This is a genomic window from Bacillus sp. FSL R7-0672 (assembly GCF_038601465.1).
GTDB lineage: Bacteria > Bacillota > Bacilli > Bacillales > Bacillaceae > Bacillus > Bacillus pumilus.
In genome coordinates, this window is sequence record NZ_CP152010.1 from 2402644 (window position 1) to 2417419 (window position 14776).

General features: G+C 43.1%; 15 protein-coding genes and 1 other annotated feature. Of the genes, 4 read left to right on the top strand and 11 right to left on the bottom strand.

Features of this window, described 5'->3' with window-relative positions:
* Window positions 1–2: 2 nt before the first annotated feature.
* The 3 genes from MKY18_RS12180 to MKY18_RS12190 all read right to left on the bottom strand — a co-directional run bounded on the left by MKY18_RS12180 (window position 3) and on the right by MKY18_RS12190 (window position 4395).
* Window positions 3–269 carry an IreB family regulatory phosphoprotein gene (locus MKY18_RS12180; protein WP_024718370.1) on the bottom strand — a complete coding sequence of 89 codons (267 nt, stop codon included), beginning with the start codon at window positions 267–269 and terminating at the stop codon, window positions 3–5.
* A gap of 89 nt (window positions 270–358) precedes the next feature.
* Window positions 359–2995: an alanine--tRNA ligase gene (alaS, locus tag MKY18_RS12185; protein ID WP_342497520.1), complete on the bottom strand. Its 2637-nt coding sequence runs from the start codon at window positions 2993–2995 to the stop codon at window positions 359–361.
* Between the two features lie 80 nt (window positions 2996–3075).
* Window positions 3076–3284 (bottom strand) — a binding site (T-box leader).
* A 46-nt stretch (window positions 3285–3330) separates the two neighbouring features.
* Window positions 3331–4395: an AI-2E family transporter gene (locus tag MKY18_RS12190; protein WP_342497521.1), complete on the bottom strand. Its 1065-nt coding sequence runs from the start codon at window positions 4393–4395 to the stop codon at window positions 3331–3333.
* Between the two features lie 167 nt (window positions 4396–4562).
* Between MKY18_RS12190 and MKY18_RS12195 the strand changes: the two genes are divergently transcribed.
* The 4 genes from MKY18_RS12195 to MKY18_RS12210 all read left to right on the top strand — a co-directional run bounded on the left by MKY18_RS12195 (window position 4563) and on the right by MKY18_RS12210 (window position 7514).
* The gene (locus MKY18_RS12195; RefSeq protein ID WP_044139592.1) at window positions 4563–5291 is read left to right on the top strand and encodes an amino acid ABC transporter ATP-binding protein; all 729 of its coding nucleotides are present in this window, start codon (window positions 4563–4565) and stop codon (window positions 5289–5291) included.
* 13 nt (window positions 5292–5304) lie between these two features.
* The gene (locus tag MKY18_RS12200) at window positions 5305–6114 is read left to right on the top strand and encodes a transporter substrate-binding domain-containing protein (protein ID WP_065098510.1); all 810 of its coding nucleotides are present in this window, start codon (window positions 5305–5307) and stop codon (window positions 6112–6114) included.
* A gap of 80 nt (window positions 6115–6194) precedes the next feature.
* Entirely contained in the window at window positions 6195–6848 is a 654-nt protein-coding gene (locus tag MKY18_RS12205; protein ID WP_003216507.1) for an amino acid ABC transporter permease, read from the top strand.
* 15 nt (window positions 6849–6863) lie between these two features.
* Entirely contained in the window at window positions 6864–7514 is a 651-nt protein-coding gene (locus MKY18_RS12210; protein WP_065098512.1) for an amino acid ABC transporter permease, read from the top strand.
* A 208-nt stretch (window positions 7515–7722) separates the two neighbouring features.
* On the opposite strand, the gene MKY18_RS12215 is transcribed toward MKY18_RS12210, so the two are convergent.
* The 8 genes from MKY18_RS12215 to MKY18_RS12250 form a co-directional block, all read right to left on the bottom strand.
* Window positions 7723–7854: a YrzQ family protein gene (locus MKY18_RS12215; protein ID WP_003216198.1), complete on the bottom strand. Its 132-nt coding sequence runs from the start codon at window positions 7852–7854 to the stop codon at window positions 7723–7725.
* 20 nt (window positions 7855–7874) lie between these two features.
* Complete coding sequence (locus MKY18_RS12220; protein ID WP_003216308.1) at window positions 7875–8066, bottom strand: hypothetical protein; 192 nt, start codon at window positions 8064–8066, stop codon at window positions 7875–7877.
* A 13-nt stretch (window positions 8067–8079) separates the two neighbouring features.
* Window positions 8080–8643, bottom strand: a complete 564-nt coding sequence (locus tag MKY18_RS12225; protein ID WP_342497522.1) for a prc-barrel domain-containing protein — start codon at window positions 8641–8643, stop codon at window positions 8080–8082.
* 28 nt (window positions 8644–8671) lie between these two features.
* Window positions 8672–11056, bottom strand: a complete 2385-nt coding sequence (locus MKY18_RS12230; RefSeq protein WP_342497523.1) for an ATP-dependent RecD-like DNA helicase — start codon at window positions 11054–11056, stop codon at window positions 8672–8674.
* A 19-nt stretch (window positions 11057–11075) separates the two neighbouring features.
* Window positions 11076–11729, bottom strand: coding sequence for a tetratricopeptide repeat protein (locus tag MKY18_RS12235; protein WP_044139597.1), 654 nt, complete (start codon window positions 11727–11729; stop codon window positions 11076–11078).
* Window positions 11730–11789: 60 nt separating this feature from the next.
* Window positions 11790–12908 (bottom strand): tRNA 2-thiouridine(34) synthase MnmA, encoded by a 1119-nt coding sequence (mnmA, locus tag MKY18_RS12240; RefSeq protein ID WP_003216305.1) that lies wholly within the window; start codon window positions 12906–12908, stop codon window positions 11790–11792.
* Window positions 12909–13005: 97 nt separating this feature from the next.
* Window positions 13006–14148, bottom strand: a complete 1143-nt coding sequence (locus tag MKY18_RS12245; RefSeq protein WP_106066921.1) for a cysteine desulfurase family protein — start codon at window positions 14146–14148, stop codon at window positions 13006–13008.
* Between the two features lie 18 nt (window positions 14149–14166).
* On the bottom strand, window positions 14167–14586 hold the full coding sequence (locus MKY18_RS12250; RefSeq protein WP_044139599.1) for an Rrf2 family transcriptional regulator: 420 nt from the start codon (window positions 14584–14586) through the stop codon (window positions 14167–14169).
* Window positions 14587–14776: the final 190 nt, after the last annotated feature.

A 14776-nucleotide genomic window follows, 5' to 3' on the forward strand; every position in this document is an offset into this window, starting at 1 on the left:
TTTTACGCCTCTTTATGTGTCTCTAAGTACGATTTAACCAATTCCTCAATTAATTCGTCTCGTTCTAGTTTACGAATTAGGTTGCGAGCATCCTGATGTCTTGGAATATAAGCAGGGTCGCCTGACAGCAAGTATCCGACAATTTGATTGATCGGGTTGTATCCTTTTTCTTGGAGTGCATCATATACTGTAATGAGCACTTCATTCACATTGGTTTCAGCTGAATCATCAGAGAAGTTAAACTTCATTGTCTTATCAAATGAACTCACTGCTTCTTGCACCTCTCTTCCAACATTCTACTAGCAAGCTTTTTTCTAACCGCTCATCTAATACCATTATTCTACACTACATCGCCTGATTATAAAACGGATTTGACAGATTCTTCGACAATTGCCAGTGCTTCTTCTAGCTTTTCCGGTTGTTTTCCGCCTGCTTGTGCCATGTCTGGGCGTCCGCCTCCGCCTCCGCCGCAGATTTCAGCTGCCTGTTTCACAAGTTTCCCTGCATGCAGACCTTTTTCGATGACGTCTTTTGTCACTCCTGCTGAAATGTTTACTTTTCCGTTTTGAACGGCTCCGAGCACAATGACAGCTGATCCTAATTTGGCTTTTAAGTCATCAACCATTGTTCTTAAATGGTTCATGTCTTTCGCGTTTACTTTTTCAGTTAACACTTTTACTCCGCCGATTTCTGTCACTTTCTCTAAAATAGAGCCTGCTTCAGCCTGGCTTAATTTTGCAAGAAGAGATTCGTTTTCTCTTTGAACCTCTTTTAAATCTGCCTGTAATGACGCGATACGTTTTGGTACATCCTTCGTATTTGACTTCAGCTCACTCGCTGCCTGCTCTAAAATCGTCAGCTGGTCATTTAATTCTTCGTATGCCCCTTTACCAGTCACCGCCTCAATCCGGCGTGTTCCAGCACCAATACCCGATTCAGATGCAATTTTAAACAACCCGATTTCCGCAGTATTTTGCACATGACAGCCGCCGCATAGCTCGATGCTGTAATCGCCTACTTGGACAACTCGGACAATATCACCATACTTCTCGCCAAAGAGCGCCATTGCACCCATTTCTTTTGCTTCAGCAATCGGCTTCAGGTCAATAGCAACAGAGATGCCTTCCCAGATCTTTTCGTTCACCATTTTTTCAATCTGAGACAATTCTTCTTTTGTGACTTGTCCAAAGTGAGAGAAGTCAAAGCGAAGTCTATTTTCATTCACCAATGATCCTGCCTGGTTCACGTGGCTACCCAAAACGTCTTTTAGCGCCTGATGCAAAAGATGTGTCGCTGTATGGTTTTTCACAATGCCTTTTCGAAGAGCTGGTTCCACTTCCGCAGTGACTTCAAGTCCTTTTTTGGCTGTACCGCTTACGACTACTCCCTCATGAACATGCTGACCATTTGGCGCCTTTTTCACATCTTTGATGTCAATGATCACTTCAGCGCTTTTCAATGTCCCTTTATCAGCCACTTGTCCGCCGCTTTCCGCATAGAAAGGTGTTTCATCTAACAAAATTTGCACTGTATCGCCTTCATGTGCTTCTGTAACAATTTCACCGTTTTGAAGCAATTCGACAATATGGGCATCTGCCGTTAGATTTTCGTAGCCAACAAATGTGCTTTCTACTTTAATATCTCCTAAAGCGCCGCCTTGAACCTGCATACTGCCGACATCTTGTCTCGCATTTCTTGCACGTTCACGCTGCTTCTCCATCTCAGACTGGAAGCCTTCTCGATCCACTGTCATATTCTCATCTTCTGCATATTCTTCTGTGAGCTCGACAGGGAATCCATACGTATCATACAGCTTAAATACATCTTCACCTGAAATCTGCGTGCTGCCTTTGTCTCTTTCTTTTTTGATGACTTCTGACAAAATAGCTAAGCCTTCGTTCAGTGTTTCATGGAAGCGTTCTTCTTCATTCTTGATGACTTTCGCAATAAATTCTTCTTTCGCTTGTACATCTGGGTAGAAATCCTTCATGATTTCCGCCACAACTGGAACTAGGTCAAACATAAACGGGCGATGGATGTGAATGGTTTTTGCATAACGCACGGCACGGCGAAGCAAACGTCTTAACACATACCCGCGGCCTTCATTGGAAGGAAGCGCTCCATCACTTACAGCAAAGGCAACCGTTCGGATGTGGTCCGCAATGACTTTGAATGCTGTATCCTTTTCCTTTGTCTCGCCATAGCTTTCTCCAGAAATGGTCTCAACTGCACGAATAATTGGCATGAATAGATCTGTATCAAAATTCGTTGGCACGTTTTGAATGACAGATACCATTCGTTCAAGCCCCATCCCTGTATCAATGTTTTTCTTCGGAAGCGGCGTGTATGACCCATCTGGATTATGGTTAAATTCAGAGAACACTAGGTTCCACACTTCTAGATAACGCTCATTTTCTCCGCCGGGATATAATTCTGGATCGTTCATGTCGTCACCGTATGATTCACCGCGGTCATAGAAAATTTCGGTATTCGGTCCACTTGGGCCCTCGCCAATATCCCAGAAGTTGCCTTCAAGGCGAATAATACGTTCTTCTGGTACACCAATTTTATCTCTCCATAGTACATACGCTTCTTCGTCCTCTGGATGGACAGTGACAGATAACAAATTCGGGTCAAAACCAATCCACTCGTCACTTGTAAGGAACTCCCACGCCCATTCGATCGCTTCTTCTTTAAAATAATCACCAATAGAGAAGTTGCCGAGCATTTCAAAGAACGTATGATGGCGTGCCGTTTTTCCTACGTTTTCAATATCATTTGTACGTATCGATTTTTGCGCGTTGCAAATACGCGGATTTTCAGGTACAACGCGGCCATCAAAGTATTTCTTTAATGTTGCCACGCCGCTGTTGATCCACAAAAGTGTCGGATCATCATGCGGTACGAGTGATGCACTCGGTTCTACAGCATGTCCTTTTTCTTTAAAAAAGTCTAAAAACATTTGGCGTACTTGCGCTGAAGTTAAAGTTTTCATTCAAAAATCCTCCCTTATCATTCATCAATCTCCACACAAACGAAAAAACACCCCGCCCTATGCAAGCACAAAACGACTTACACAGGGACGAGATGCTCTCGCGGTACCACCCTGATTATAGACCTATTCGTCTATCACCTTCACATCCGATAACGCCGGAAGAGAGCGGCAGTGTTTATCTGCACTCGGGACTAGCTTCCGTTAAAGGTCTGATAAGGCTTTTCTCAGCAAAATAAAGCCTCTCTCTGCAACAGCTTTTTAACGTACTCGGGTCCGTCATTGAATTCAGTATGTAGTATGAATCGAAATTATTATAGACAACTCGGCTCCTCTTGTCAATGAACGCTTCGTCTCATGAGAATATATTGCACAATGATCACTCTGATTATAGCGGCAGTTGGTACGGCTAAAATCATGCCAATTAAACCAAATAACTCTCCTCCTGCAATCAAGACGAGCATAATGACGACAGGATGCATATGAAGGCTTCTCCCTACGATGATCGGGCTGAGGATGTTGCTTTCTAAAAATTGCAGCACCGCTACTGTAATCAGCACAATCATAACCGATTTAACCGAGATGGTAAACGCAATAAAGACAGCGGGAACCGCACCGATAATCGGTCCAAAATACGGAATGACATTCGTTGCGCCAATCAGCATACCTAGGACAAGCGGATACGGGATATGAAACAGCCAGAGCACAATGGCTGCTGCCCCCCCAATTAATGAACAGACAAGCAGCTGCCCTCTAATATAATTACCAAGTGATTCATCAACTGCCTTCACAAACGCATGTCCCCTCTTCCGAAAAGATGGCGGCGTCAAATACCATGCAGCCCGCTTCATCGTATTCATGTCCTTCACCATATAAAAAACAAGAAAAGGAATGAGTGCTGCAATTAATGCGTAATCAAGTAATACTTTACAGCTAAGAATCATCCGCTCCGCGCCGTTAGCTGCATATGTCTCCGATTGAACAATTAAGCGATCCAAACGGTCGTGAAGTCCGTCAGGCCAATGGCTTGTATGATGATGAATATGTGATAAAGCGCCATTATACGTTTCAGCAAGCACAGGAATTTGTTCTGACAACTCATTTAACTGCTTGATCATGACAGGCGCTCCTTTATAAACCGCAAGCCCAATCCCGCCAAAAAACAGTACATAAATCAATAAGAGACTAACAGTCCTTGGTAAGCCCCTCTCGTGCAATTTTTCCACTATCGGATAAAGCAGATAAGAAATAAAAATGGCAATGAGAAGCGGAATTAGAACCGCCTTGAACAACAAAAAAATAGGCATCCATAACTCGTCGAGCTGCAGTAAAATGAGCAAGGATGCAAGGACAAGCAGGACCCCTGCGGCATATATCAGAAATTGGACCGGACGTTTCTTCACCTTTTTCACCTCTTTTCTTATTGTTTATCCATCTTCTGTAATTATCCATGTAAATAAAATTTGTCCTAACTTTGTTAAAAATGAATACACATGAAACATACAGCTCCATCCAAAGTCACTAAAATGTCTACACTGAATATTCCATCATGTACAAGAGGAGGTTCTTCATGATCACATTCGAAGAAGTCAACAAGCATTATGGCCAGTTCCATGTACTGAAAGACATTAACCTACATATTCAAAAAGGTGAGGTTGTCGTGATCATCGGTCCTTCAGGATCAGGTAAAAGCACGATGCTCAGATGCATCAATCGTCTTGAAAGCATTGATGAGGGAAAGGTACTCGTCAACGAAGTGCCTGTTCAGCATCCGAAGACCAACATCAATCTTGTCAGGCAAAATATTGGGATGGTGTTTCAGCATTTTCACCTCTACCCTCATAAGACGGTGCTTGAAAACATTATGCTTGCGCCAATGAAGGTGAAAAAGGTGAGCAAGGAAGAAGCGAGGGAAACAGCCGAATTTTATTTAAATAAAGTCGGTATTCCTGATAAAGCGGACGCCTACCCTTCAAGACTCTCAGGCGGACAGCAGCAGCGTGTTGCCATTGCAAGAGGGCTTGCGATGAAGCCAGAGGTCATGCTGTTTGACGAACCGACATCCGCACTTGATCCAGAGATGATCGGAGAGGTACTAGATGTGATGAAGCAGCTCGCCCGAGAAGGAATGACCATGGTTGTCGTCACTCATGAGATGGGATTTGCCAGAGAAGTCGCCGACCGTATTGTCTTTATTGATGAAGGCAGAGTTCTTGAAGAGTCAACACCGGCTGCATTTTATGAGAAACCGCGTGAGAAACGCGCTCAGCTCTTTTTAAGCCGTATTTTAAATCACTAGGGGGAATGATTTGATGAAAAAAATGAAACGCTTTGGCCTACTACTCTTTATGACTTGCTGTATTGCTGCATTGGCTGCTTGCGGATCTGCTGAAAAAGGCTCGACTGATGCAAAAAAAGGAAGCTCTTTAGAAACCATTCAGAAAGACAAAAAAATCATATTCGGGGTCAAGAATGATACACGTCTCTTCGGTCTCAAAAATCCTAGCAGTGGAGATATCGAAGGGTTTGATATCGATATTGCAAAAGCTATCGCAAAGGAAATGCTCGGTGATGAAGGAAAAGCAGAATTCAAAGAAGTGACATCAAAAACGAGAATTCCACTACTGCAAAAAGGAGATATTCATGCGATCGTCGCGACCATGACGATTACCGAAGAGCGTAAAAAAGAAGTCAATTTCTCAGATGTTTACTTTGAAGCAGGACAATCACTGCTTGTGAAAAAAGGAAGCGACATTCAATCGATTGATGATCTTAAAAAAGGGACGAAAGTGCTTGCAGTGAAAGGATCTACTTCTTCTCAAAATATCCGCGAAAAAGCACCTAAAGCGTCTGTATTAGAATTTGAGAACTATCAGGAGGCTTTTACAGCTTTAAAATCAAACCAAGGGCAAGTGCTGACAACCGATAATGCGATCTTATTTGGTATGGCAGATGAGGATTCAAATTACGAAGTCGTCGGCGGCACCTTTACAGATGAGCCTTATGGTATTGCTGTGAAAAAAGGTGATCAGAAATTAACAGCTGCGATCAATAAAGCCCTAAAAACCTTAAAAGACAATGGAGAGTATGACAAGATTCATCAAAAATGGATCAAAGAATAACCGTTTGACTTGTGAAGAATGATTCTCTCAGGGTGAGCCGCTCATTGGCTCACCTGTTGATCAGGAAGGAAGTGAACTGATTGCTACGGTTTTCCATTCTTATTGAAAATTTTCATCTTTATGTAGAAGGCTTTAAATATACCATTGGTGCAAGTGTCATTGCTTTGATTGGAAGCTTTTTGATCGGTACACTCATTGCCATTATGAGAATTGCGCCACTTAGGCCGCTCAACTGGTTAGGAACGGCTTACGTGGAATTTGTTCGGAATATTCCGTTATTATTGATTACATTTGTCTTCTTCTTTGGATTACCCGTGCTAGGCATTGTAGCAGATGGCTTCACCGCTGGCACAATTGCCCTTGCCATTTATACCTCTGCCTTTATTGCTGAAGCCATTCGCGCAGGGATACAAGCTGTACCGCTTGGACAAATGGAAGCAGCCCGTGCTTCAGGTCTATCCTATGGCGGGACGATGCGGTATATCATTCTGCCGCAAGCAATTAAAATTGTCATTCCCCCTCTTGGGAATCAATTTATTAACCTTGTCAAAAACTCCTCTATTTTAGGTGTCATTGCAGGGTTTGATCTTATGTATCAAGGAGACCTCATCGCTTCTAGAACATTTGTAACATTCGATGTCTACATCTTTGTTGCCATGTTCTATCTGCTATTAACAATTCCGCTCAGTTTAGGCGTTGGTTATTTAGAAAAAAGATTAGCAAGAAGCCACTAGAAAGGAGGAAACACCATGGATTTTCTAGGTGCCTACCAGCCTGATCATCTCGCCTTTTTACTTGAAGGATTTGCTGTCACCTTAAAAGTGGCTTTTATCTCCATCATTTTGAGCTTTCTCATTGGATTAGTCATTGGCACATTACGGTTCGCTCAAATTCCAGTTTTATCAAAGATCGTTGCAGTCGTCGTCGAAACCATTCGAAACCTGCCGCTCTTATTGATCATCTTTTTCACATATTTTGCACTGCCCGAAATCGGCATTAAGCTGAGCATTACAGCCTCAGCTATTGCAGCTTTAACCGTATTTGAATCAGCAATGCTGTCAGAAATTATTCGAAGCGGTTTAAAATCAATTGATAAGGGACAGATCGAAGCAGCCAGGTCTTCTGGTTTAACCTATATCCAAACGTTAAAAATGATTATTATGCCGCAGGCTTTACGCCGAATGGTACCGCCGATTGTCAGTCAATTTATTTCTCTTTTAAAAGATACATCGCTTGCCGTTGTGATTGCCCTTCCAGAACTATTGCATCACGCTCAAATATTAAACGGTCAGAGCCAATCTTACTTACTGCCCATTTTCTTATTAGCGGCAATGATGTATTTTGTCGTCAATTTCAGCTTATCATTACTCGCGCGCCGATTAGAATATAGGCAGGCATAAAAAAGACATCCGCTTTTGGCGGATGTCTCAGCGTGTAGGCAAACCCTCGCATTCGGTGTCAGGTCTGCGCTCCAGTACTCACGAATGTCAAATTCGCTCCGTTCCGATGCTCGCCCTTCCTAGACTTCAAAGGTTTTATATCACGCTGAAAATGAAAACAAAGGGCTAAAATGAAGGTCATTTTAGCCCTTTGCCAACAATTATTTGCTTACATCATTCTCATAACGCGTTTTCTTAGCTTTTTCATATCCCGCTTTGATGGCATATCATATCGGCTTGCAAAGTGATATGCGAGTGCACCTGCACCAAGCGTTAATAGTGAAGAAGTCATTTTGCCCATTCGAAATTCCCCCTTAACACTTATAGTTGAATTGAACGTTCATCATCACTAAACAGATCATCTAAGCTGCTTAGTGTTCCGTCTTCTTCCACTTGGTGTGTAGATATTTTGCCTTTTGACAGCGTCAATTCAATAAAACAGCCCCAGCAATAATATTGATTGACCCCAATTTTTCCGATGTCTTTACATTTGCAATTTGGGCAAATGAGCATAATCAGCACCTCTTTACGTTCGGTTTAGAACAAGTGCTTCCTTTTGAACGTTGATCAAGGTTCCGGCAGCCTGAAGCTGTTTTCGAATCCCTGATAGCTCTGTAAAGAAGCCGTCCGAGAGTTCATATGCTACGATTGTGCCCGAATTTGTGCAAAAGTATACATCTTCTAAAATGCCTAAATTTTCACCGTCAGGCGACTGCATCATTTTCTTTTTCAATTTCGAAAATAAGAAGGATGGGGCGGAGGATTCCATGCCTATTCCCTCCTGGCAGCTCACATATAAGCCCTTGTCTGTCAGCTGATCCCCAGCCGAGAATGGAACGAGTGCACAGTCTTTCTTTTTCCCATCTAACACATATCCTCCGCAGTTGCCTCCGGCTAATAAACAAATATCTTTTATCGAACCAAGTGAATGAGACGTTTCACCTGTATAGATTGACATTCCTTCAAGCTCTCGACATGTTCTCAAAATGTGCTCAACCACCTTTTGCGGAACAGTCTTATCGTGTGCGTTTGCGTCAAGACTCATACGAAGAAATGGCTTCCATGAACGAAATATGAGATTTCTTTTCATGCTAAAAAAGCTCCCATCTGGAAGCCTTTTATTCATGCATAAAATCAAATGGAGTGATTCCCTCCATACCGATATTTGCATCATGCACGCTAAACGGCAGTTCTTTTTGAAGTGCTGCAAGCTCCGCATCCATAACCTCTTCGGTTTGCACGAGCCGCATCGTTAAGGACGTTTGTCTGAGCGAATCCTCATTATTTTTCACGCCCCACTCCAGTGCTGATTCCTCGCCGCACAGAATTAAAAACTTTTTACTTCGTGTAATGGCTGTGTACAGCAGATTTCGCCGAAGCATTCTATAGTAGCTTCTCACGACTGGAAGCACAACGATGGGGAATTCACTGCCTTGTGATTTGTGGATCGAACAGCAATAGGCATGTGTAAATTGATGAAAATCCTTTTTTGTAAAGGTGATTTCATTCCCATCAAAGGAGATCACAGCCATGTCTTCTTTTTCCGTGTTTTCTTTCGCATAGAAAATCGAGACAATCTCGCCAATATCACCGTTAAAAATATTGTTCTCCGGCTGATTCACAAGCTGAAGCACTTTATCACCGGTCCGGTACACGACATCACCAAATGGGATTTCTCTGCCCTTTGGTTTTTTAGGATTCAAAATGTGCTGCAGCATTTTATTGAGCTCATTAATGCCTGCTTTTCCTTTATACATGGGCGCAAGCACTTGAATGTCTTTAGCTGAATAGCCTTTTTGAGCAGCATTGCTGACGACTTTCTCAATCACTTCTTTCATTTGATCAACTGAGCATTTTATGAAAGATCGATCCTTTGAACGTGCGGTAATATCCTTTGGCAGGACGCCATTTTTCATATCATGTGCAAGTTCAACAATGCTGGAGCCGTCTGCCTGACGGTAAATATCTGTCAGGGTAACAGCTGGCACAGCTTGTGATGCAAGCAAGTCTCTTAACACTTGGCCTGGTCCGACAGACGGAAGCTGGTGTTCATCCCCCACCATGATCACTTGGATATGATCAGGAATGGCTTTAAACAAGTGATTCGCAAGCCAAATATCTAGCATACTTGATTCATCAATGATGACAAGCTTTCCTTCAATCGGCTGTTCTTCATCATGCGAGAATCCCTCTGACCCGTTCCAACCAAGCAGCCGGTGAATCGTCACAGCTGGAAGCCCTGTTGATTCTGTCATCCGTTTAGCTGCTCGTCCAGTTGGCGCCGCAAGCACAAATGGAAAGGATTCATCTTTTTTGTAATCACTCGGATCAAGAGATACCCCGTGAAGATCGCTGTAAAGCTCAACAATCCCTTTAATGACTGTTGTCTTCCCAGTCCCAGGTCCGCCTGTTAAAAGCAGCATTGGGGACATGAGCGCCTTTTGAATCGCTTCCTTTTGTGTCGGTGCATACTGGACGCCCAGCCGTTCCTCGAGCTCACCAAGAGCTAGCAGAAATTCTGATTCAGGGAATTGGTCTGCATATTCCGTTTGGGAGACGATTTTTTGTATACGTTTGGCGACACTTTGCTCGGCATAAAATAAGGACGGATGATAGCAGCGCTCATCTTCAATGATCATCTCTTTCCCTTCGCCAAGTGCAATGATCTGATTGGCGACGTCCATTTCCGTCACTTTGTACTCATTGCCTGTCTGATTGAGCAGTTTTCGGGTTTCGACGATCAAATCCTTTGTTTGTATGTACGTATGACCGTCCTGAAGGCTGGCTGTCTCCACTGTATAAAGCAAGGCTGCACGGATTCGCTCTGGGTCATTTCCTAAGATGCCGGTTCTAGCGCCAAGTTCATCCGCCTTAATAAATCCGATCCCTTCGACATCCTTGACGAGCTGATACGGGTTTTCTTCAATCTTCTGCAGCGTCTCACTCTCGTACACTTGATAAATCTTCATGCTGAGCTGCGGACCAAAGCCGTATTGATTCAGGCTGATCATGATTTGTTCCAATCCTTGATGCTCCTGGAGTGCTGCGGCCAGCTTATCTGCCTTCTTTTTTGATAAGCGCGGAACGTCATACAAAACCGCTGGGTCATGCATAATTTTATGAAGCGTCTGGGTGCCAAGCTGCCCTACAATTTCTTCCGCCGTCTTTTTCCCTATCCCTTCGAATAAATCACTTGAGAGATAATGAATGATTCCTTGCTTTGTTGTCGGTACTTCCTTTTGAAAATGAGTCGCCTGAAACTGTTCACCAAATTTCGGATGGCTTGTGACTTTGCCATAGAAGGTGTAAGTTTCTTCCTCATGAAGTGCTGGGAAGTAGCCTGTGACAGATGCTGTTTTTTCCTCTAAGTTTTCCGATGTTTCAATGACTTTCACCTTTAACACCGAGTATAAATTACTTTCATTATGGAAAATAACGGCTTGAACTGTCCCCTTTAAAAACGGTTCGTCCTCAAGCTTCATTTGATCTGGATGTTCCTGCACAGGTCTTCCCTCCTTCCGTCTATTCTGCTTCTTGAATCAGCTTTTGCGCATGTAGTGCCAGCATATGGTCAGGCTGCACGTCAATGGCTTTTCCTAGCATCTCAAGTGCTGCGTCTTTTTTCTCTAAGTATGCATACGCAACCCCTAAATTATAAAAGGCATCTGCATGCTGCGGATCACGCGCGATCACCTCGGTAAAGGTCGTCACCGCTTCTTCCAGCAATTGTTCATTGGCTAAGCACATGCCAAATTGAAATCTTGCTTCATTATCATCTTCATTCAGTTCGATGGCACGCTGAAGATAAGGCATCGCAAGCTTCGGCTGCTCTAATTTGATGAGCGTTTGGCCCAGCATATAAAATAAATCACTATTTTCCATCCCAGCTTGTAGTGCTTGTTCAAAATAGTCTTTTGCTTTCATAAAGTCTTCTTTTAATGTGTATACATTTCCTGCCCCGTAATAGGCTGCAGCTGCGGCGTGATCAAGTTCTATTGCTTTTTGAAAGAAGTTTAACGCACGTTCAAATTCATTAATGCTTGAAAGCAAGTTCGCAAAGTTAATATATGGAACCGGGTCTTTCGGGCTTTCTTCAATGGCTTTCGTAAAAGCTTCTGCTGCTTTTTCGATGTTCCCCTGATTTAAGGCTTCTATGCCGATTTCGTTATGATTCATTCGCTCTCTCATCCTTTCATTAAAAAACCTCAACAGCGACGTTGAGGTTTTGAAAACATGTTACACATACGACAGCTTTTGGCCGTCCTTAAAGACATCGTCAATTGTTCCGCCGCCAAGACATTCGTCGCCATCATAAAAGACAACCGCTTGTCCTGGTGTGACAGCACGAACGGGTTCATCAAAGATGACCATCGCTTCTTGCTCACCTGTCATTTTCACCTTCACATGGTGATCTTCTTGACGGTATCTGAATTTAGCTGTGCAGGTTAATTCACCGTTTTCACCGACAATATGAGGACGAGTCCAGCTGATATTGACGGCTGAAATGCTTTCAGAATATAAAAGTGGATTATGGAAACCTTGTTCGACAAACAGGATATTTTGTTCCAAGTCTTTTCCAACGACAAACCAAGGATCACCGCTACCGCCAATGCCAAGACCTTGGCGCTGACCGATCGTGTAATACATCAGTCCATCGTGCTCCCCTTTAACTTCTCCGTCCATCGTCTGCATCACGCCAGGCTGGGCAGGCAAATATTGACTGAGGAACGTTTTAAAGTTTCTTTCTCCAATAAAGCAAATACCCGTTGAATCTTTTTTCGTTGCTGTTGCGAGCTCTGCTTCTTTTGCCAATTCACGAACCCTTTTTTTCTCTAGATCACCGATTGGAAACATGACTTTATCAAGCTGTTCCTGAGTCAGCTGATTTAAGAAATACGTTTGGTCTTTGTTGGCATCAAGACCTCTTAGCATTTTAACTTCATCGCCAGTTCTGTCGACGCGCGCATAGTGACCTGTTGCTAAATAATCCGCACCGAGTGACAATGCGTGCTCAAGGAACGCTTTGAACTTAATTTCTTTGTTACACATGACATCAGGGTTTGGCGTTCTGCCCGCTTTATATTCATCAAGGAAATATTGAAACACTTTGTCCCAATATTGCTTCTCGAAATTCACTGCATAATAAGGGATTCCAATTTGGTTACATACGCGGATGACATCCTCATAGTCCTCCGTTGCTGTACATACACCATTTTCATCTGTGTCATCCCAGTTTTTCATAAATATGCCGATTACATCATAGCCTTGCTCCTTTAGCATAAGAGCAGCAACTGATGAATCGACTCCTCCGGACATACCGACCACAACTCTTGTGTCTTCTGGTCTTTTTGTCATCTTCATCAACTCCATTTTCAATGAAACAGCATGTGCGTTTCGTTCTTCAGGTGCCTGGCTGTTTCATTTTTCACACACACGAACAAAAGAGGAACGTTTATTTGGCTAAGCGTTTGACAACAGCTACTATCTTGCGCGCCGCCTGCTTCACATGATCCTCTTCATTCCCAAGACCGAAGCTTATTCTGACTGAGGACGTCAGCTTGTCTGCTTCTTCGCCATACATGGCGCTTAACACGTGCGAAGGAAGGACGGATCCAGCCGTACATGCAGATCCACTTGAAACAGCAATTCCTTCCATATCTAAATTCACAAGTAACGATTCGATAGAAACGCCCGGGAAATGAACATTTAAAATGTGCGGCAATGTCTCTTCCGGGTGCCCATTGATAGAGAAAGTAAGTGATTCCTCTTCGAATACTTGTAGCATGATTTCTTTGAGCTTACCATAATGCATGGCTTTTTCTCTTCTATTTTGCTTCGTTAATTGAACAGCTTCTGCAAGTCCGACGATCCCTGCCACATTTTCAGTGCCAGCACGGCGTTTTCTTTCTTGTTCTCCTCCGAAAATTTGCGGAGAAAGTTTCACGCCTTCGTTTACATATAAAAAGCCCGTTCCCATTGGACCATTTAGCTTATGGCCAGAAGCAGATAAGAGATCAATATGAAGGTCTGCTACATCGATTGGCATTGTTCCAAACGCCTGCACGGCGTCTGTATGAAAATGAGCAGTGTGATTGTGTAAAAGCTCGCCAATGTCTTTGATTGGCTGAATCACACCTGTTTCATTATTGCCGTACATGATGGTCACAAGAATCGTATCATCTCTTAGTGCTTGTTTTAGTTGTTCAAGATGAATCAATCCAGTTTCATCCACATCTAAATATGTCACGTCAAATCCTAGCTTCTCTAGGCGTTCACATGTGTGCAGCACCGCATGATGCTCTGTTTTTGCTGTGATGATATGTTTTCCTTCATGCTGTCTTGCCATGGCCACACCTGTAATCGCCAGGTTGTCCGCCTCTGTTCCTCCACTTGTGAGGATGATCTCCTGTGGTTTACAGTGTAATTCTCCTGCAATCACTTCTCTTGCTTCATCGAGCCACTTTCTTGCCTCGCGCCCATATGAATGAATACTAGAGGGATTGCCAAATATCTCTGTAAAGTAAGGCATCATCTTGTCCACAATACGCTGATCCATCGGCGTTGTGGCTGCATGATCTAAATAGATACGTTCCATTCCCGGTACACCTCTGATCTAAATATAGAACATATACGCCTCTTGATCCTCGTCATCTTGATAGCTTGCCAAGTCTTCAAGAGTTGTATTGTCCAGTACGTCTTTTACTGCATCACGAATCCGAATCCAAAGTGCACGCTTTGCTGGTTCTTCGTTTTCAATGACTTCGACAGGACTAATCGGTCCTTCTAATACACGAATAATATCACCGGCTGTGATCTCGTTTGGTTCATGTGCAAGAACATAGCCGCCATATGCACCGCGAATACTTTTCACAAGACGAGCATTCCGAAGTGGTGATACAAGCTGCTCTAAATAATGCTCAGACAAATTATTGTTTTGAGCGATTGATTTTAATGATGTAGGGCCTTCGCCATGTTTTTTGGCTAATTCGATCATGATCGTCAGACCATATCTGCCTTTAGTAGAAATTTTCAAGTTAAACACCTCTGCGTTTTCTATTTCTATGTCATCAATTATTTTTCTGATTTCATATACGCTTATATAGACCAAAAGCAATTATATCATACTTTCAGCCAACTTTCATTTGCCGGTTCTGAGCGCGATAAGAGGACGCATCCCTTTTCTATTTGAAGAAATTTCGGTACTCTATACAAACAAGACATTG

Excerpts from the sequence above, each read along its gene's own strand:
- MKY18_RS12220 (WP_003216308.1), bottom strand. The coding sequence starts at position 8,066 with ATGCTCATTTGCCCAAATTGCAAATGTAAAGACATCGGAAAAATTGGG.
- MKY18_RS12210 (WP_065098512.1), top strand. The coding sequence starts at position 6,864 with ATGGATTTTCTAGGTGCCTACCAGCCTGATCATCTCGCCTTTTTACTT.
- MKY18_RS12200 (WP_065098510.1), top strand. The coding sequence starts at position 5,305 with ATGAAAAAAATGAAACGCTTTGGCCTACTACTCTTTATGACTTGCTGT.
- mnmA (WP_003216305.1), bottom strand. The coding sequence starts at position 12,908 with ATGACAAAAAGACCAGAAGACACAAGAGTTGTGGTCGGTATGTCCGGA.
- MKY18_RS12215 (WP_003216198.1), bottom strand. The coding sequence starts at position 7,854 with ATGGGCAAAATGACTTCTTCACTATTAACGCTTGGTGCAGGTGCACTC.
- MKY18_RS12235 (WP_044139597.1), bottom strand. The coding sequence starts at position 11,729 with ATGAATCATAACGAAATCGGCATAGAAGCCTTAAATCAGGGGAACATC.
- MKY18_RS12225 (WP_342497522.1), bottom strand. The coding sequence starts at position 8,643 with ATGAAAAGAAATCTCATATTTCGTTCATGGAAGCCATTTCTTCGTATG.
- alaS (WP_342497520.1), bottom strand. The coding sequence starts at position 2,995 with ATGAAAACTTTAACTTCAGCGCAAGTACGCCAAATGTTTTTAGACTTT.
- MKY18_RS12245 (WP_106066921.1), bottom strand. The coding sequence starts at position 14,148 with ATGGAACGTATCTATTTAGATCATGCAGCCACAACGCCGATGGATCAG.
- MKY18_RS12195 (WP_044139592.1), top strand. The coding sequence starts at position 4,563 with ATGATCACATTCGAAGAAGTCAACAAGCATTATGGCCAGTTCCATGTA.